This window comes from Novosphingobium sp. HII-3, assembly GCF_002916655.1.
Lineage (GTDB): Bacteria > Pseudomonadota > Alphaproteobacteria > Sphingomonadales > Sphingomonadaceae > Novosphingobium > Novosphingobium panipatense.
Window position 1 is genome coordinate 1 of sequence record NZ_PPSM01000016.1, and the last position, 19,136, is coordinate 19,136.

The following is a 19,136-nucleotide window of genomic DNA, read 5'->3' on the forward strand; positions in this document are numbered from 1 at the left end:
AACCATCGCCCCCCCCTTTCTTGCGACCGGGGGAAACCAGCTGTCCGTCTCTCTTGGCGACCGCTGCAAAACCGTGTGGTCCGCTGCGGTGAAGCGCCCTCTAAGGTGACCCCGCGATTCGGTCAAACACTAATTTCAAAAATGTTTTCAACAGGGGCAACGGGACATGCGGGCGCCCGTCCGCCCGCCACCGGAGGCGGCGGAACCCTCGCGGAGGCGGCGGAACCCTCGCGGGGGCGGCTTATTTCCTCTACGAAGGAGATGCCGAACGTGGAACAACTTGCGGGAGATTTCTGGTCCATTCGCGGTGATTTCAGGATCGCCGGGATCCTGAACATCGGCACACAGATGTCGCTGGTCCGGCAGTCCAATGGTCGGTTCCTGCTCATCGACAGCTACAGACCCGAGGAAGAGGAACTGTCCGCCGTCCGGGCGCTGACGAACGGCGGCGAGGCGATTGACGCGATCGTCAACGTACACCCATTCCACACTCTGCACTGCCGAGTGCTCCATGAGCTGTTCCCGCGCGCGACGCTGATCGGCACCGAGCGGCATCATCGAGAGTATCCAGACCTTCCCTGGTCGAAGGATCGGATCGAGGTCACGTCGACGCAGGAGCGGTTCGGCGCGGATCTTGAATTTGCCATACCATCAGGCGTGGATTTCGTATGCCGGGATGAGCGGGTGCATGTGGGCTCTGTCCTGGTCCGCCACCGGGCAAGTCGCATCCTTCACGTGGACGACACGATCAACGTCTTCACCCCGCCTGCCTTGCTCAGGCCGTTGCTTCCTTCCCCACGCCTGCGATTCCACCCGATGCTCGCGAGGGCCCTCGGCGACAGGGCCGACGCAGCGGACGCCTTCGAACAATGGGTCCTGGGCCTGGCGGAGGCCTGGGCCGACACAACAGTGGTATGCGCTGCCCACTCGGCGATACATCGGCCGCGCTCCTTTCGAGAGGAGATGAAGGCTGCCCTTGCTGCGGTGAAGCCGGTGCTCGCCCTGCATCGTCGGCGGTTCGCCGGCTGAACGGCCCAAAAAGCCTGTACATAAAAAGACATAATTCTGCTGTTGCGAATTGTTAGCATTAGCCGTAGCTGAGCGCCACTTGGCCCTGGGGGGTCGCCAAAGGGGTGTTTAGATGTCGTTTGCCTATGCCGCGCTCAGAGCTTCTCGTCTGCCGCTCCTCAGCCTTGGCCTAGTTCTCTCCAGCAGTGTCTGCGCCGAAGAAGCCGCCGATGCCGCCGCAGATAGCAATGACATCGTGGTCACAGCCACCGGCTTCGAGATGCAGGCCATCGAGGCTCCGGCTTCCATCAGCGTCATTTCCCGCGAACGGCTGGAGGAGGCGCCTTACCGGCAGATCACCGATGCGCTTCTGGATGTGCCCGGTGTGTCCATCACGCCTGGTGAGGGCAACTCGCGCGATATCTCTATTCGCGGCATGGGTGCGAACTACACCCTGATCCTTGTCGACGGTCGCCGCCTCAACTCACGTCAGTCACGCACCAACGGAGGCAGCATCACCGAAAGCGGCATGCTGCCGCCGCTCGAGCAGATCGAGCGCATCGAAGTTGTACGTGGGCCGATGTCCTCGCTCTACGGCTCGGATGCGATGGGCGGCGTCATCAACGTCATCACCCGTCGCGTCGGCGATAAGTGGAGCGGAAGCGTTCGTGCCAATGGGACAGGGCAGATTTTCGGTGAGTACGGGGATTACTGGGACGCAAGCTTCTCCGCAGGCGGCCCGATCATTTCCGATGTCGTGGGGCTGCAGCTCTCGGGCGGAATGAACCGGCGCAACGAGGACACCGTCTATTACGGCACGCCGCAGCGAAAGGACGATAACCTTACGGGCCGGCTGGGCTTCAAGCTTGGCTCGGATCACGACCTTATCCTGGAAACCTCCTATTACTACCAGGAAACGCAGCAAACGCCGGGCAAGACCCTGCTGGCGACCGATACCGCCTCGCTGCAGAGCCAGGAGAGGTTCGTCTACTCGCTCAACCACACGGGCAAGTATGGTGCCGTGACGTCGCAGTCCTACGTCCAGCTGGAGGACGCCACCCGCCGCGAGACGAACGTCAACATCAAGAACTACGTGGCACAGTCCTCCTGGATCGTGCCGATCGGCCGGCACACGATTAACGCGGGTGGCTATTTCGACTACATCGACCTTTACGCGCCTTCGGGCAACGGACTTACCGTCGACGGCAAGGTCAGGGACGCGGCCGACCGCCTGCAGTGGGCTCTGTTCGGCGAAGCGGAATGGAACTTCATACCCGGCTTCGCCCTGACCACGGGCCTGCGCTTCGACGATCACGATCTCTATGGCAGCCGTCTCTCGCCGCGCATCTACGGCGTGTGGAAAGTGACCGGCGACTTGATCGTCAAGGGCGGCGTGTCCAGCGGCTTCCGCGCTCCCGACATTCGGCAGACACTGGCGGATTGGGGCCAGAACAGCCGCGGCGGCACCGTGTACGGCAACCCCGACCTGAAGGCGGAAACGTCGCTCACCTACGAAGGCAGCGTCATCTACAGCAAGGGGCGCTTCGAGGCGAGCCTGACCGCATACCAGACGGACTTCAACGACAAGATCCTGCGCGTCACGTGCGCACAAGCGGGCGCATGGTGCACCAGCGAGCCCAACAACAGCAGCGGTCGGCCGGGAACTACGTATCTCAATGTGGACAAGGCCCGCATCCGCGGCGTCGAGGCGTCCCTGCGAGCTCCGATCGGCGCGGCCTTCACTCTCAGCGCCAGCGGCACGTTCACGGATTCGAAGCAGCTAACCGGCATCAACGCCGGGGCGGCCCTCAATGAGACACCTGAACTGCAAGGAAGCCTTGCGCTGAACTACCGTCCGGAAGGCTCACGCTTCAGCGGCTTCATCCGCGGCATCTACTACGGCAAGGAACTGCAGGCCGCGACGGCGATCAGCGCCTCCAACATCATCGCTCCGGGGTATGCCACCGTCGATGTCGGCGCTGCCCTCGATGTGACTGAACGCCTCACGCTGCGCCTGGGCATCCAGAATATCCTCGATAAGCAGATGACCTATGAGGAGTATGGCTACGTCAACGATCGTGCTCGTGCGTGGGCAGGGATATCCGCGCGGTTCTGAGCTGCGTCAGGTCTGGAACAGGGAAGGAAGACAGCATGCCGACATTCTCAAGAAAAGCGCTTCTGGGTATCAGCGCCGCCATCGCGGCCCTGACCCTTGCCGGCGCCGCACCCGCCAAGGAGGTCACGATTGCCCATGCCAAGGGCCAGACCCTGCTCGAGCAGGCTCCGAAGAAGGTCGCGGTCTATGATCTCGCAACGCTCGACATCCTTAACGCGCTGGGCGTCGACGCTGTCGCGGGGGTGCCCAAGGGGGCTGACGGCAACGGCAACCTCCCGCCGCACCTGGCCCGGTACGCCGCTCCTCGCTACGCCAACGTGGGCACTCTGTTCGAACCCGATACCGCCGCGTTGGCGGCGCTCAAGCCCGACCTTGTCATCATCGGCGGGCGGTCTGCCAGGAAGTATGTCGAGCTTGCCGGTCTAGCGCCGACGATCGATCTCTCTTCGCAGGGAGGCGATCTGGCGGCGACGGTGATCGACCACACCCGCAAGCTCGGGCACCTGTTCGGCGTCGAGGAGCAGGCTGGCCAACGCGTGACCGAGTTCGAAGCGGCTGTGTCCGAACTGCACGCCGAAGCCGGGCGGCAAGGCACCGGCCTCCTCCTGTTCAGCGCTGGCCAAGGCGTTGCCGTCCATGCGCCTGGCGATCGGTTCGGCCACGTCTATGACTTCATCGGCATCCGTTCAGCCGTGCCTGCTGTCGAAGCCACAGAGCGTAGCGGACGCGCGCCCGCCGGCTCGCCCGAAGCCGAGCTGGCACACCGGCAGCAACAGCAGAAGCTCGAAGCCGGCTTATCCGCCGATCCACACTGGATCTTCGTCATCGACCGCTCTGCCGCCACGGGCACGGCGCCGAGCACTGCGCGGCAAACACTCGCCCAAGATCCGCGCATCAGCGCCACCAGCGCGTGGAAGGCCGGCCGCGTCGTCTATCTCGACCCCAAGACCTGGTACCTCGTCGGCGCCGGTATAGATGCCCTGTCGCAGAGCGCAAAGGCCACCCTCGCGTCGTTCAAGGCGGCGAATTAATCGCCACTTACTTCCTCCTGTCCCACGCAGGCCGGCTCTGCAGCGAGCAGAACCGGCCATGCAGCGGAGCAGAGAACAGGTTCGCTGGCGCAGTGCCGCAGCGGGTCTCCCGTCGGACGGTGACACGCGATCATTGAACGCCGCCCCTGAACGTCTCCAGCGCTGCAGCCGCGTCCCAGTTTTGCAGCAGTCGGGTAGCCGCTTCCGCGTCTGTAGGCCGGCCGAAGAGATAGCCTTGCGCGACATCACAATCCCACTGCGCCAGGGCGCGCGCCTGGGACGCGGTTTCGATGCCCTCGGCCACGGTCAGGATGCCTAGGCGCTTTGCCAGATCAAGGATCGTTCGCACGATCATGGCATCCTCGCTTTCACGCAGGTCGATCTGCTCGATGAACGAGCGGTCGATCTTCAGCACATCCACCGGGAACTGCTTGAGGTGGGTGAGCGAGGCATAACCCGTTCCAAAGTCGTCCAGCGCAATCGTTACACCCGCGTCCGAGAGCGTGCGCAGCGTGCTTTCCACCGAAGTGGAGAGCTGTTCCGTCAGAACGCTTTCCGTCACCTCAAGCTCGATCCTGTGGGCCGCCACCCCCGCCCTCTCCAATCTTGTGAGTATCCGCTCGGCAAAGTCGCCGCGGCTGAAATCATGGGTCGAGGAATTCACCGCGACCCGGCCGAAGCGCAGCCCTTCGGCTTCCCATGCAAGAATGTCCCCGATCACCTTGTCCAGAATGCGGTCGGTGATCTGCGTCGAAGTGCCGGGATCGGACAGGGCTGCCGCTATTTCGTCTGGCGTCCGGAAAACCTGCTCGTGGTGCCACCGCAGCAAAGCCTCGAACCCGACGCATTCGCCCGTGTGGAACGATATCTTTGGCTGATAGAAGGGTACGATCCGGTCGTGGCGCAACGCTTCGCGAGCATCATAGAGCATCTGAATCTCGCGCTCCGCCTCGAAGCCGAGCTCAGCACGATAGCAGCGGATGCGTCCGCCGCCCTCCTTCTTGGCGGCGTAGAGCGCAAGGTCTGCTCTCTTGTGGACATCGCGAGGCGCCTCACCGTGGCCGAAGGCGACCGCAACACCGACGCTGAATCCGAGATCGAGTTGCCTTCCCTTGTAGGAGACGGGCGCACGTGCGGTCGACAGAAGAGCATCGACTGCTCCGACCGGATCGGTCTCGGCGTCGAAGCCTGGTAGGATCGCGGCGAACTCGTCGCCACCGAGCCGGGCGACCGTGCCTTCGGGCGGGATGATCTGACTGAGCCGTACAGCCAGCTGCGACAGCATGGCGTCACCCGCATCGTGTCCGAGATTGTCATTGATCATCTTGAACCGGTCAAGGTCCAGGATTGCCAGGGCGACCCCTTTCCCTTCATCATGAGCTTGAGCAAGGACCGCATCCAGACGTTCCGCAAACAGCGTACGGTTAGGCAGGCCGGTGAGCGCGTCGTAATGCGCCGCACGGCGCAGGCTGCGCTCGAACAGCACCTGCTTGGTGACGTCCTGCAGCGCGCCGATCAGTCTTGTCGCCCGGCCGGAAGGATCGCGCACCACATAGCCTCTGGCATTCAGATGCAGATAGGTTCCGGACCCTGCCAGAAAACGAAAGGCAAGGCTCCAGTGCCGGAGCGAGGCATCGGTTTCCACGTCACGAAACCGTTCCAGCACATGCGGGCGGTCCTCGGGATGGATACGCTCCACCCACCAGTCGCGCGATGTGCCCGCCAGCGCCTCCGGATAGCCCAGAACGGTGGCAACCGCGCTGCTCCATTCCACGTTGCTGCCGTCCATCCGCAGATCCCAGATGACGTCATTGGTAGCAAGCGAGGCAAGCCTGTATCTCTCCTCGCTTTGTTGCAGGGCCTGTTCTGCCAGCATCTGGTCATGAATGTCCTCCAGCGTGCCATACCAGGCAAGAACCTCTCCGTTCTCGTCCCGCCGTGGAAAGCTTCGCGTCCGCATCCAGCGGTATGTGCCATCCGCATGACGCAGGCGGTAGCGTGCATCGAGATGGTCCTCCTCTCCACTCAGCGCGCGCTGCCATCTCTCACGCACCTGTGGCAGGTCGTCCGGGTGAAGGGCTGCGGCGCCTTGCCAACCCAGCCCCTCCTCGACGGAAAGGCCCGTCAGGGTCGACCAGCGAGGGCTGAGCTCGATGGTGCTGCCAGTCCTGTCCGCGATCCAGGGTATCTGAGGATTCAGAGCCACCGATTGCCGGTAGTGCTCCTGGCTGTCCCCCAGCGCGCCCACAAGGTTCCTCATCTCCGCCCGGGAGCGCAGGAGTTCGTCGAATGCGCCCCGATTGTGCGCCAGTGTCCACAGAATGAGCGCCGCCGCCAGCACGAGCGGAATACCGACACCGGCGTCGTAGGGATGGCCCGAAAAGATCAGCACGAACGTGGCCGGCATGGTGCCGAAGGCGAGAACCGCCCAGCCCGCCGCCGGAAGGGCCTGAAGACAATAGCAGCAAGTGATTGAGGAGACGAACAGGTAAAGCACGACCGCCGTGAAACGCGCAGGCTCGATCATCTGCAGCAGCAGAAGACCCCAGGCGCCGAAGGCCACCCCGAGCACCACGGCAGCGGCCAGCGTGCCGAACAGATAGCGCCGGATCCGCGGCGCCGTCGCCGTGTCCTGCCGGCGCAGCAGCCACATGATCGAGCGGAGAGCGATCGCCAGAAGAAGTACCGCCGGGAACCCGAGGCTGTAGAGGGGCGGCACGTCGTGATAAATGGCAGCTGCGAGGAACAGCACATTTATCGACAGGAGAGCGTACATGAGCGGGATCTGAACCCGCAAGAGTGCAAACTGCTCTCTTAAGGCTTCATCAGAGGCTTCCGTAATACCCCGTATGGGATGCAGGATCACCATGCCGCGCCTTCAGGTTTTTACTTGTGCAGAAACGATTTTCCCGCTCACACCCGAAATGCACACGGCAACTCCCTGTTATTATTATTAGACCTCTACCATCATGATCGTGAAATTGTTTCTATCATGGAGACATCTGTACCATCCACATCTTCATTCAACAGTCAAGCTGTTCGGCCGAGGGATACTCCTACGTTAAGGTGACGGAGTTTTTCCGTTCCGCCAGGTTACCGAACCTTCTGCTCCTCCCGGCGCAGCTCCTCGCGCAGTTCACGTGCTGACTCGTCCGAGACGGCATCGAGGCGGCGGTCCCGCCGAAAGTACTGGATCGTCGCGTACGCGATCGCGAGGCCCAGGAGGATGGGTCCGCCGATGATGACGAACGCCCACAAGTTTTCCATTCCACGACTCCTTACACGGCATGTTGCGGTGGTGAATAAGTCAGGAATGAACGGAGCACGGCAGGCGTTCCCTCCGGATGCCTGATTGTGATCCACTATGGTGCTCTTTGACGCGGGGCCACTTCATCGGCGGCAAGCCAGCAACTCGGATGACCGGGTGCCCGCCCCGAAAACCTGGCGCGGCTCGGGAAGAGACGAGCGGCGAGCCGCTTCCCCGTCCACGCTCGGCGCGGGATCTCTCGGTTAAACTGCGCCGCGCCGGTTGCGGGACCCGGGCCACCATGCCTATAAACGCCCCGGGTGCTCGCCAAGGCGGGCAGGTTTCGTAACGCTGGTCGGGCCGCCAGCGATGTTGACCCTCGCCTGGAGTACGCATGGCCATTACTCGTCTCAAGACCCCCAGTGCGCTGCGCCGTTTCCTCAATGGCCAGTCCTCAGCGGGACTTGTCCTCATGGCGACCGCGGCGCTGGCGCTGATCGTGGCAAACTCGCCTTTGGCGGGTACCTACGAGGCGATCCTGCACACCTACGTGGGACCGCTGTCCCTCGGACACTGGATCAATGACGCGCTGATGGCCGTCTTCTTCCTTCTCGTGGGGCTGGAAATCAAGCGCGAGATGCTGGATGGACAACTCTCGACATGGTCGCGGCGGATCCTGCCCGGGGTTGCGGCGCTTGGTGGCATGGTGGTGCCGGCGCTCATATTCTACGCCTTCAACACCGGCCCGACAGCGCGAGGCTGGGCGATACCCGCGGCGACGGACATCGCCTTCGCCCTGGGCGTCATCTCCCTGCTGGGCAAGCGCGCTCCGGCCTCCCTGCGCATCTTCCTGGCCGCTCTCGCGATAATCGACGACCTGGGAGCGGTCATCATCATCGCTCTGTTCTACACGGCTGACCTTTCGCTCGGCAACCTTGCGGGGGCAGGAGCGATCGTAGTCGCCCTCGTTGCGATGAACCGCTTCAAGGTCCACCGCCTCTTGCCGTATCTGCTGCTCGGTGCCGCCCTGTGGTTCTTCGTGTTCCGCTCGGGCATTCACGCCACCCTTGCGGGTGTCGTCCTCGCTCTCACCATTCCTCTCGACAGGACGCCCAGCCGCTCTGACAGCGATGCGGAGAGCCCGCTGCACCGGCTCGAGCACGCCCTGCATCTCCCGGTAGGCTTCCTCATTGTCCCGCTGTTCGCCTTCGCCAACGCCGGCGTCCCCCTGCTCGGCCTGCCCGCCGACGCCTTCACCGCGCCTGTGACGCTTGGCGTTACCCTTGGCCTGCTGCTTGGCAAGCCCATCGGCGTCTTCGGCTTGTCGATGATCGCCATCCGACTTGGACTTGCCGATGCGCCGGCCTACGCCAGCCGCATGCAGATGCTGGGCGTTTCTCTGCTGTGCGGTATTGGCTTTACCATGAGCCTGTTCATCGCGCTGCTGGCCTATCCCGATGCCGCCATCCTTCAGGCGGAGGCGAAAATCGGCATCCTCGCCGGTTCGCTGCTCTCGGGCCTGCTGGGGTACACCCTGCTCCGCATGTCCCGGCCGGAGGTATCCGGCTGCGAGGAACGGAACGTTGAGGCAGAGTTCGTGCGCTGAAAGCGGCTCGGCTCCGCGTGACCTTAAGGAACAGGGGGCGCTTTCGCGCCCCCTGTTCCTTAAGCCTTGGTCCCGTTCCTCAGCTCGGCAGCATCGTGCCGGTGTCGATGAAGCGCTGGTGCCATGACAGAGCCTCCGACGGCAGCGACGGAGCGTGCTTGCCGAACGAGGTGCGGCTGGCGCGGTCATAATAATCGCGAAGGGCATCCCGATACATGGGGTGCGCGCAGTTTTCGATCACGAGGGCGGCCCGCTTGCGCGGTGTGAGGCCGCGCAGGTCCGCCAGACCCTGCTCGGTCACCAGCACGGCCACGTCCTGCATGATATGATCCACATGCGCCGCCTGCGGCACGATGGCGGAAATCGCGCCGCCCTTGGCGATGGAGGGCGTCATGAAGATCGAGATGTAGGCGTTGCGCGCGAAATCGCCCGAACCACCGATGCCATTCTGGATGCGTGACCCCATGACACAGGTGGAGTTGACGGTGCCGTAGATATCCGCCTCAATGAGGCCATTCATGGCGATGCAGCCAAGGCGGCGCACCAGCTCCGGATGATTGCTGATCTCCTGTGGGCGCAGGATCATGCGTGAGCGATAGCGCTCCATCTCCGCGTTGATGCGCAGGGCTGCGTCCGGGCTCAGTGAGAATGCGGTGGCGGAGGCCATCCGCAGCTTCCCGGCATCGATCAGGTCGAGCATGCCGTCCTGGATCACTTCGGTGTAGGCTGTCAGATCGTCGAAGGGGCTGTCGACCAGTCCCGTGAGGACGGCATTGGCGATATTGCCGACGCCCGACTGTATCGGCAGCAAAGAAGCCGGCAGACGCCCCTTCGCCACTTCATGCGACAGGAATTCAATGATGTGATCGGCGATTGCCAGCGCCGCGCTGTCCGGCGGCGTGAACGGCAGATTGCGGTCGGGCGCGTCGGTTTCGACGATGGCGACGATCTTCGACGGATCGCAACGAAAGGCGGCTTCACCGATCCGGTCGTCGGGCCGAACAAGGGGAATCGGCACGCGATGGGGAGGAAGAGCGGTGCCGTAGTAGATGTCATGCATCCCCTCCAGCGCCGGGTTTTGCCAGGAGTTGACCTCAAGGATCACTGCCTCGGCCCGATCGAGCCAGGTCTTGTTGTTCCCGACCGACGAGGATGGCACCAGCGAACCGTCCGGACGAATGGCCGTCACCTCGACGACAGCAACGTCAAGCGGCCCGAGGAACCCCTGCCAGGCCATCGGCGCCACCTGCGACAGGTGCATGTCGAGATAGTCCATCTCGCCATTGTTGATCCGCTCGCGCGCGATCGGGTCGGAGTTGTAGGGCAGCCTCAATTCGATACCGTCCGCCTTGGCCAGCGCACCGTCCAGTTCCGGCCCCGTGGACGCCCCGGTCCAGACTTTCACGCGCATTGCGCGCCCGGCGGCGTGTTCCGCCTCGATACGGGCGGCAAGCGCGACCGGCACGGCCTTCGGGTAGCCCGAGCCGGTAAACCCGCTCATGCCGACGGTCTGCCCGTGCTTGATCAGCGCGGCAGCGTCCGCAGCGGACATGATCTTCGAACGCAGGTCGTCACGGGCGATACGCTTCGTCATGAGTTGCCTCTCAATCTCCTGGCCTTCTCGGGGCCTCGGTCCTCATCGCTTCTCCTTCGATCCGTGCGAAGGCGAAGACAATATAGCAATTCGGCACATCACTTGTGCTATGACCGTTCAAATGAGCGATCTGATCCGATCCTTGCGCCTGTTCGTTCGCCTCACGGAAGAAGGCAGCTTCTCCGCGCTCGGACGCAGCCAGAACTTAAGCCACACCACGATCGCTCGAGCCATCAGTGACCTGGAACTCCATTTCGGTGTCAGGCTGTTCCAACGCACCACCCGCCGTCAGGTTCTTACGACAGACGGCGAACGGTTGCTGGAACACGCGGTGGCGATTCTCGACCAGGTCGGCCTTGCGGAAAGCGACCTTGCGGGCGCCGTGGCAGCCCGGGGTCTGGTACGGATCGGTGTGACGACGGCACTGGGGCTGCACTATGCCGAGCGGCTCGGCCGGCTCTCCGAACAGCATCCCGAGCTGCTGGTCGAATGGCTGATGGCCGATTGGCACGATGCGACCGATCATGGCGGCCTTGATCTGTGGCTCTGGGTGGGGGAAGACGGCGCCGAAGGCACGCTTTTGGGGCACTTGCCCCGGATACTGGCCGCCTCGCCGGGGTACCTTCGCAGGCACGGTGTCCCCGTTTCCGTCAGCGACCTCGCGGGGCACCAGTGCCTGGCCTATGGCTACGCCGCCCGGCCAAGCCCATGGCTCCTTGAGGGGAAGGAATTCAGCGTCACGGGCTTCCTGCGGGCAAACAGCAGTGAAGCGATACTGCGCGCTGCACGCGGCGGTGGCGGCATCGGGCTGCTTCCGCGTATCCAGGTGGAGGAAGACCTCGCACGCGGGCTGCTCACCCACGTCCTGCCGCAGGTTGCAATTCCGCCCGTCGCCGTCCTGATCGCCCACGGCTTTCGAGGCATGAGGATGCCGATGCGAACACGCGTTGCCCTGGACTTCCTGGTCGAGCATTTCCCGCACCCGCCCGGCTGACTGATTCGCCGCCGTACGGAAGCGCCGGCAGGGTTCCAGTAGCCATGAATGCTCAGAAAGGATGGGGCCACGCCCGGTCGTCAGGGTCGATTTGCGCTGAACCGTTGTTCTACTCGCCTTTTATCAACGCTTTGTTGCTGGTGCCCGCTTTCATGCCCTCTAGGGTGATATACAGATAGACCAGACGGCTGACTGGTGAATGCATCGGACATCACTTGGCCGTTGGGGTTGACCTTACGTCGCGGGCCCGGGGGGCGGGCCGCCGTGGACTTGGTCTGAAGTGCTTGAGAGTGCGTATGGCGGATACGACAGGTTGGGGGTTGGGCAGCGGGAACGCTCCAGCCTCGGGGGCGCAGCAGGAATACTGGTTCTCTCTGAAGCTGCGGGTGGATTCACCCGAGCAGCTTTGGCAGGCGGCCGCCCTGCGGTGCCTGAGCCAGTCCAACCTCAGCCCGGCAGAGGTGGAGGAGATAATTGGCCCAATCGAGGACCCGTCCGTCTCCGATTGCCTCATGATCCTGGCTCTGCCGGAACGCATCCCCGGCTGCAGTCGGCTTGATACGATCCTTGCCCACACGAGGCCGGACGGAGACCGAACGTCCCCGGATGTCGAGCCGGTGTCGATTCTCGACTGATTTTGCCATCAATCCTCGCTGCCGGCGGTGAGAGCGACCAGTCCAGTCGCCGAGAAGCGGATGCCGTTGACGCCGAGCATGATGCTGGATCCGTCGGTCACGACATCGTCCACGCGGCCGACCGAGTTGATGGTGGTCGTGAGGCTTGATCCAGACGCGTTCACGGTGCTTATGGACAGCGTATAGGCGCCTGGCTCAGCCTTGCTGCCGTCCGACTTTGTCCCGTCCCACTCGAACGTTCCCTGAGCGTCCGGGTCCAGTGCCACGGTCGCGACCGTGGCGCCCAGCGAGTCCTTCACAGTTGCGGTGATCGTGGAGGGGGAACCGTCGACGTAGTACGTCCAGCGCGCCGGGGCATCGCCCAGACCGGAGACAGGTGAATCGAAGCGGGCCTCCCGGCCGATATAGCTGGAGGCCTGCGCCATCTGCTGGGAGAGGAGCTGGCTCATGATGTCGTCCAGCTTGCCGGTCTGCTGGATCGACTGCTCTACCTGCGAATACTGCACCAGCTGTGCCGTGTACTCCGATGTGTCCATGGGATCGAGCGGGTCCTGGTTCGTCATCTGCGTCGTGAGCAGCTTGAGGAACAGGTTGTAATCGGCCAGGAGGCCCGAGGTGGCTCCGGCCGTCGCGCTGATGCCCTTGGTCGCTGTATCGGTAACGGTGGTCATAGGCTGCCTTATGCCATGAGGTCGACTTGGCCGCTGCCTCGCAACGACGGGAGGATGGGCGCGGCGATCTCCTGCTGGTCAGGATAGACACCCCCGTCGCCTGCGGGAGATGTCGGCACATGCGGGCGAGCGCCATGGCGCTGCTGCCCGCCTGCGCCACTTTCGAAGCGGAGCGACTGCGTGTCGGCACGCACGCCCGCATCGGCCAGGGCACGATCAAGCTGGCCGCTTTCCCGCTTCATCAGGTCCAGAGCCATCGCGTTGTCCGATGAGACGACCGCGCGCAGCGTGCCATCCTCGGAAAAGGAAAGCTCCACGTCCACCCGGCCCAGATGCTGCGGCGCCAGCCGGATCAGCAAGATCTCGCCCGCGCCGCGATCGACACGGTCCACCGCCCTTGCGATCGCAACACCGATGTCATTGCCGAACCGCCCCTCCCGCAGAGCGACGGTCGCCTCGGCCCCGTGACTTGCCGGCGGACGGGCCATTGCCGGAGAGGCCGCAGACGACGAACGCTCCAGAACGGCGTTGATGTGCTGATCGAAAGAAGGCCCATCGGCAGCGGTGCCGGCCCTTGCGCCCTCAGACACCGCCAGGTCGGGGGAAGCCGGAGCAAGCGCGTCAGGTGCGTCCCGCGGCACCGACGCCGGATCGGTGGCGCTCCGCTCGTGGCTGACGGCCGAAGGCTGGATCTGTATCGCCCTTTCGCTCTGCGCGCCTGTCACCGGACGTTCGATTGCCGGTATCACGACTGCTACCGGCAAAGCGCTGGCAGCCGGAGAAGCCGCGCTGTCCTGATCCTCCGTGTGGATGGCGACAGCGTCCTCGTTCGTCGTGGCCCTCACCTCGGGCGACTCCGCAACGAGGTCGGTGGTTCCGGCAGCTTCGGCCCCCTTGCTCACGCCATCTTCACCGGGGAAAACCAGCGGCGGCTGCAACGGCAGGTCAATCGCGACCGCAGGTGTCGCGCGCGGCTCCTCCTCCTGCGAGGCAGGTGAAGCTTGCGGATCCTCCGGTGTCAGCGCCGGGGCCTGCACTGCGGGAAGAGGCTCCGGTTCCGAAACAGCTGCATCGGCAAACGGAGCAGCAAGGAAAGCGGGCGCGTCGCCACTCGATCCCTCCGGCCCAACAGCGGGCACGCTCCCAGCCTCGGCATCGACCGCGACCGGCGCCATGTCCACCCGCAGGGAGCCATCCGCCTGCTCACCGACCTGCGGTGGCCTAGGAATGGAAATAACAGGGTCAGTCACTGAACGTACGGACACCGCCGACACCGTTTCGGCTGCCTTCATCAACAGTGCGCCTGGAACGGATGACCGGGACACCCCCTCGTCCCTCGCAGCCGTCCCTTGCGGTGCCTCAGCGACACCCGGCAGCGGCGACACTGCCACCGCCCCGTCTGGCATGCCCCCTCCGCTCACCGCCTCCAGCACGGCCGCGAAGAGCACGCCCGGCTGGGCCCCGGCTGCCGATGCGGACGCCGGCATCGGCCCGGTGAGAACGGCCGTCGATACAGGAAAAGGAAACGGGGTGAGTGCCATCAGACCTCATCATAGAGGGTGCGCGACCAGAACGGTTGCAGCGCATCATCTTCATCCGATCGCGCCCAGGCTGCGCAGCCGTGCGCGCGGATGGATCTCGTTTTGCGAGAGCACAATCGTGGCGGGACGAACACGCTCGATAATGGAGCGCACGAACGGCCTCAGGCTGGGGCTGGTCAGCAGGCAGGGGATCTCGCCTTGGGCCGCAAGACGGTCGTAGGTTTCGCGAACCGCCGCGATGAACGCCTGCAACTGGGAGGGCGCCATCGCAAGGTGGCGATCGTCGCCCTGGCCGATGATCGCCTCCGAAAACGCTTCGTCCCAGACGAGCCCGAGTGCCACGATCGGTATCGTCCCGTTCAGGGTGTGCTGGGCGGAGATCTGCCGCGCCAGCCGCGCGCGGACATGCTCCGTCACCTGCGTCAGATTGGCTGTGATCGCGCTCGCCTCGGCCACACCTTCGAGAATTGTCGGCAGATCCCGGATCGACACACCCTCGGCCAGCAGATTCTGCAGGATACGCTGCACGCCCGAGATGGAAATGCGCGAGGGCACGATATCCGCGATCAATTTTGCCGATTCCTTGTGAACCTCGTCGAGCAGCTTTTGCGTTTCCGCATAGGATAGCAGATCCGCGATGTTGTCCTTGACGATCTCGGTCAGATGCGTGGTGACCACGGTGCCGCAATCGACCACCGTAAGGCCGCGGAATCCGGCCTCCTGGCGCAGTTCGCGTTCGATCCAAAGCGCGGGCAGCTTGAACACCGGCTCCTGCGTGGCCTCGCCGCTGAGGCCGGTTTCGCCGCCCCCTGCATTGATGACGAGCAGCTTCCCGATGCGCAGTTCGCCGCGCGCGATCTCCGTTTCCTTCACGAAGACGACGTACTCGTTCGGCTGAAGCGCCAGGTTGTCCAGGATGCGGACGGCAGGCAGGACAAACCCGTAGTCGATTGCAAGCTGGCGCCGCAAGGCCCGGACCTGATCGTCCAGGCGAGGCTCTGCGCTGGCGTCGTTGATGAGCGGGAGCAGGGCGTAACCCAATTCGATGCGCAAGGCGTCCATCTGCAGGGTGCGGGCGATCGGCTCCTCGGCCTGTGCGGCGTTCTGCCGCTGCAGGGCCGCCGCTTCCTCCATACGGGCGGCCGCGCTTGCGGTTTCAGCCTTGCGGCTCATCGACCATGCCAGCCAGCCGCAAAGCCCGCCCAGCAGCGCGAACGGCAGAAATGGCAGGCCCGGCATGAGCGCCAGCGCCACCATGAGGGCACCGGCTATGCCGAAGGCCTTGGGATAGCGGCCAAGCTGCTCCCCAAGCGCAGCCCCGGTCTTGCCGACGACGCCACCCTTCGAAACCAGAAGGCCCGCAGCCGTGGAAACGATCAGTGCCGGGATCTGGCTGACGAGCCCGTCGCCTACGGTAAGGATCGTGTAGGTCGTGAACGCCTCACCGAAGGGGACGCCGTGAATGACGGCACCCACGATCAGCCCGACGACAATGTTTATGCCCGTGATGAGCAAGCCGGCGACCGCATCCCCCTTCACGAACTTCGAGGCGCCGTCCATCGCGCCGTAGAAGCCGCTTTCCGCCTCGATCTCGGCCCGGCGTTCCCGGGCCTGTTCCTCGGTTATCATGCCGGCGTTCAGGTCGGCGTCGATGGCCATCTGCTTGCCGGGCATCGCGTCGAGGCTGAAGCGGGCGGCGACTTCGGCGATGCGGCCGGCGCCCTTGGTGATGACCACGAAGTTGATGACGATAAGGATCGCGAAGATGGTGAGGCCGATGACCGTCTCGCCCCCCATCAGGAATTCGCCGAAGGCGGCGATCACGCCTCCGGCAGCCTCGTGCCCCTCATGGCCGTGGCCGAGGATCAGCCGGGTCGAGGCCAGGTTGAGGCCGAGGCGCAGCATCGTCGTGATGAGGAGAATGGTCGGAAAGCTCGACAGCTGAAGCGGCTTTTCGATGAAGAGCGCCGTCATCAGGATCAGCACCGAAGCGGTAATCGACAGGGCCAGCCCCATGTCGAGCAACCAGGCCGGCATCGGCAGGATGAGCATCGCGATGATCGCGCCCACACCGAGCGCCAGCGCAAGGTCGCGGCCAGGGCCCAACCGCGCTACGAACAGGCCCAGTCTTTCAGGAAGCTGGAATTTCGAGGATGCCGTGGACGCCACAGTCAGGCCCTGCCCCTCGGCGAAGGCTGCACCGCTTCCCGCTCACCCTTCACGTCACGGCCCCATCTTGCTGCCGGGGGGCGTTGGCGGACGACGGCGGCACCTCCATTCCCTCCGCGCTGAAGGACCGGAGTTTGTTGCGCATGGTCCGCACCGAAATACCCAGCATCGCCGCCGCCGCGCTGCGATTGCCCCCGCAGTGGTGCAGCGTCTGGAGTATAAGCTCCCGCTCGACGTCGGCGATGTTCTGCCCGACGAGGCCGGAGACCGAAGCCGTCACCGAACCTCCGACGCCTCGGAGGCGGGATAGAACGTCCTTCAGGTTGACTGAAAGATCGACCACGACGACGTCCGTGCCGGAGCCGGCCCAATCGTCCAGAGTCGCCTGGTTCGCCGCACCGACGCCGATCCTGGTGGCGGACCCGCGCACCATTTCGGCCGCAAGGCGCGTCGCCTCGGTCAGTTCCCCCACCAGCCGCAGGCGCGTGGGATGAGGAGAAGGGCCGATCATCAGCCCTCCTTGCGAACGATCTCGGTCAGCGTGACGCCGAGAGTGGCATCGATCAGCACGACCTCGCCCCGCGCAATGAGGCGGTTGTTCACGAAGATGTCGACCGGCTCTCCCACACGGCGGTCCAGTTCGACGACCATGCCAGGCTTGAGGCGGAGCAGGTCGCCGATGTCCATCTTGGACCGGCCAAGCACCGCCTGCACCTTGACGGGAACATCGAAGACGGCTTGCAGATCGTCGGGCGTGGGAGGCGTTGACGGCCGGGGCGGCAGCGTGGTCGTCGCCTGATCCGCTGTATCGCCGTCCGGCTCGTCCGGCAGATGCGCAGGGGCGAGTTGCCGAGGTTCAAGCTCGTCGCTCATCGGTTACCTTTCACGTGTTCATCCACTGGCGAATGACGGAGGCGGACTCCGCCGGATTGGAGGCGATGGTTTCTCCGATCCGATTGATGGCCGAGAGCTTCACCCGCCCGTCGACATGTGCGAGCGCGATTTCCTGGTCGAGCAGGGTTTCCGGATCGGTTACCGGTTCCAGTTGGCCGAGCGTGACGAAGCCCTCGGAAGCGCCGTTGCCACCGTCCTCGGGCGCCGGCGCGGGTAACAGGGCCGGTGCATTGGGCCGCCGCAACATGCGGATAGCGAAGAGCACGATACCGCCCACCAGCAGGATCTTCAGGATGTCGAGAATGCGATCCACCGTCAGCCCGAACGGCAGGCCGCCTTCGAAGCTGTCGAGTTCCTGTGCGGCGAAGGGCATATTCTCGACGACGACGCTGTCGCCACGCTCGCTGTCGAAGCCGACGGCGTTCTCGACAAGCCGCTGAAGGCGTTCCAACTGGGGCTGGGGCAATCCTTTTTCGCCGCCGTCCACCATGACCGCCACGGTGAGGCGCTTCACCTGGCCCGGGGTGCGCACCGCCACCTTCTGCACGCGGCTGTTCTGGTACGTGACGTCCTCCGAGGTCTCGTTCTGCGCCGAGCGACGGCTGTCCCCGCCGCCGCCTGCGACGGCGCCCTCGTTCTCGGGAAGCTGCGCGGCGACGGTGGCGCCTTGCGCCCCGGCAGCGTTCTCGTTGCTCTGGTTGTTGGATTCGACCGTGACCTGGTGCTGGACGACCTGCTTGTCGGGATCGAAGGTTTCGGATTCCTCGCGCACCTGATCCCGCTCAAGAACCGCGGAAACTTCGGCACGCACCTTGCCCTGGCCGACGATCGGCTCGACCATCGTTTCGATCTGGTCGCGCAGACGCGCCTCGACGGCGGCCTGCCGGTCCTCGATGTCGCTGGCCCCGCCCTCACCCTCTCCGGCCCGTGCGAGCAGAGCCCCGGTCTGGTCCACGACGGAAACCGCTTCGGGGGACAGGTCGGGCACCGCGGAGGAAACGAGATAGCGGATCGCCTGCACGGCCTCCCCGGGAAGACGGCCGCTGGTCTTCACCGTCACCGCAGCGCTCGCCTCGCGCGGCTCCGTCTCGAACATTGCGCGCTCGGGCATGACGACATGGACGCGCGCGCGGCTGACCCGATCGAGGCTTTCAATGGAACGGACAAGTTCGCCCTCTACCGCGCGTGTCTCGTTCAGCTTGGCGCGGGACGAGGAAATGCCGAACGGCTCCTCCTCATCCAGCACTTCATAGCCGATCTTGCCGCCCAGCTTTTCGGAAGCCATGGCCATGCGCAGTTCCGGCAGCTTGTCTACAGGCGCCATGATGGCGGTCCCATCGGCTGAAAGCTGGAAGGGCACCGCCTGCGCCTTCAGCTTTTCAGTGATGGTTGCCGCCGCTGCCGGGTCGAGATCGGTGTAGAGGTAGCCCATCGCGCTTTGCGGCGTGCGCATGGCAACCCAGCCGAGCCCCGCGAGCAGGGCAAGCGCGACGGCCGCCATGGCAGCCGCCCGGCGCACGCCGATCTGCCCTACGAAATTGCGCAACGCGTCCAAGTGCCGCCTTCCTCGATGAACGGCACCGCTGCGCGACGCCTTCGAGGGTATTATAGGATAAGACTAGGCAAGACT

General features: G+C 64.3%; 15 protein-coding genes. 6 read left to right on the forward strand and 9 right to left on the reverse strand.

The features are described 5' to 3' along the window. Positions 1-270 precede the first annotated feature (270 nt). From C2R25_RS07780 to C2R25_RS07790, 3 genes are all read left to right on the forward strand, one after another. A complete protein-coding gene (locus C2R25_RS07780) occupies positions 271-1,029 on the forward strand; it encodes a hypothetical protein (protein WP_103728728.1) in 759 nt (252 codons plus the stop codon). Positions 1,030-1,141: 112 nt separating this feature from the next. Continuing rightward, positions 1,142-3,124: a TonB-dependent receptor domain-containing protein gene (locus C2R25_RS07785; RefSeq protein WP_103728684.1), complete on the forward strand. Its 1,983-nt coding sequence runs from the start codon at positions 1,142-1,144 to the stop codon at positions 3,122-3,124. Positions 3,125-3,159: 35 nt separating this feature from the next. Further along, a complete protein-coding gene (locus C2R25_RS07790; protein ID WP_103728685.1) occupies positions 3,160-4,155 on the forward strand; it encodes a siderophore ABC transporter substrate-binding protein in 996 nt (331 codons plus the stop codon). 130 nt (positions 4,156-4,285) lie between these two features. Here the strand turns inward: C2R25_RS07790 and C2R25_RS07795 are convergent, their stop codons facing one another. Together C2R25_RS07795 and C2R25_RS20370 are read right to left on the reverse strand one after the other, a co-directional pair. Further along, positions 4,286-6,931 carry a bifunctional diguanylate cyclase/phosphodiesterase gene (locus C2R25_RS07795; RefSeq protein WP_158250626.1) on the reverse strand — a complete coding sequence of 882 codons (2,646 nt, stop codon included), beginning with the start codon at positions 6,929-6,931 and terminating at the stop codon, positions 4,286-4,288. Between the two features lie 317 nt (positions 6,932-7,248). Further along, the gene (locus C2R25_RS20370) at positions 7,249-7,422 is read right to left on the reverse strand and encodes a hypothetical protein (protein WP_158250627.1); all 174 of its coding nucleotides are present in this window, start codon (positions 7,420-7,422) and stop codon (positions 7,249-7,251) included. A 374-nt stretch (positions 7,423-7,796) separates the two neighbouring features. Between C2R25_RS20370 and nhaA the strand changes: the two genes are divergently transcribed. Then, entirely contained in the window at positions 7,797-9,008 is a 1,212-nt protein-coding gene (gene nhaA, locus C2R25_RS07800) for a Na+/H+ antiporter NhaA (protein ID WP_103728687.1), read from the forward strand. Between the two features lie 79 nt (positions 9,009-9,087). Here the strand turns inward: nhaA and C2R25_RS07805 are convergent, their stop codons facing one another. After that, positions 9,088-10,602: an acetyl-CoA hydrolase/transferase family protein gene (locus tag C2R25_RS07805; RefSeq protein ID WP_103728688.1), complete on the reverse strand. Its 1,515-nt coding sequence runs from the start codon at positions 10,600-10,602 to the stop codon at positions 9,088-9,090. A gap of 121 nt (positions 10,603-10,723) precedes the next feature. On the opposite strand from C2R25_RS07805, the gene C2R25_RS07810 reads away from it, so the two are divergent. Next, positions 10,724-11,596 carry a LysR family transcriptional regulator gene (locus tag C2R25_RS07810; RefSeq protein ID WP_103728729.1) on the forward strand — a complete coding sequence of 291 codons (873 nt, stop codon included), beginning with the start codon at positions 10,724-10,726 and terminating at the stop codon, positions 11,594-11,596. A 296-nt stretch (positions 11,597-11,892) separates the two neighbouring features. After that, on the forward strand, positions 11,893-12,231 hold the full coding sequence (locus C2R25_RS07815; protein ID WP_103728689.1) for a hypothetical protein: 339 nt from the start codon (positions 11,893-11,895) through the stop codon (positions 12,229-12,231). 8 nt (positions 12,232-12,239) lie between these two features. Here the strand turns inward: C2R25_RS07815 and C2R25_RS07820 are convergent, their stop codons facing one another. From C2R25_RS07820 to fliF, 6 genes are all read right to left on the reverse strand, one after another. Continuing rightward, positions 12,240-12,902 (reverse strand): flagellar hook assembly protein FlgD, encoded by a 663-nt coding sequence (locus tag C2R25_RS07820; RefSeq protein WP_103728690.1) that lies wholly within the window; start codon positions 12,900-12,902, stop codon positions 12,240-12,242. Between the two features lie 8 nt (positions 12,903-12,910). Beyond that, positions 12,911-14,443 carry a flagellar hook-length control protein FliK gene (locus C2R25_RS07825; RefSeq protein ID WP_103728691.1) on the reverse strand — a complete coding sequence of 511 codons (1,533 nt, stop codon included), beginning with the start codon at positions 14,441-14,443 and terminating at the stop codon, positions 12,911-12,913. A gap of 51 nt (positions 14,444-14,494) precedes the next feature. Then, complete coding sequence (flhA, locus tag C2R25_RS07830) at positions 14,495-16,570, reverse strand: flagellar biosynthesis protein FlhA (RefSeq protein ID WP_103728730.1); 2,076 nt, start codon at positions 16,568-16,570, stop codon at positions 14,495-14,497. A 91-nt stretch (positions 16,571-16,661) separates the two neighbouring features. Beyond that, positions 16,662-17,123: a helix-turn-helix domain-containing protein gene (locus tag C2R25_RS07835; RefSeq protein ID WP_103728692.1), complete on the reverse strand. Its 462-nt coding sequence runs from the start codon at positions 17,121-17,123 to the stop codon at positions 16,662-16,664. After that, positions 17,123-17,485 (reverse strand): flagellar motor switch protein FliN, encoded by a 363-nt coding sequence (gene fliN / locus C2R25_RS07840; protein ID WP_103728693.1) that lies wholly within the window; start codon positions 17,483-17,485, stop codon positions 17,123-17,125. Before fliN ends, C2R25_RS07835 begins: the two co-directional genes overlap by 1 nt. 10 nt (positions 17,486-17,495) lie before the next feature. Next, positions 17,496-19,061: a flagellar basal-body MS-ring/collar protein FliF gene (gene fliF, locus C2R25_RS07845; RefSeq protein WP_103728694.1), complete on the reverse strand. Its 1,566-nt coding sequence runs from the start codon at positions 19,059-19,061 to the stop codon at positions 17,496-17,498. Positions 19,062-19,136: the final 75 nt, after the last annotated feature.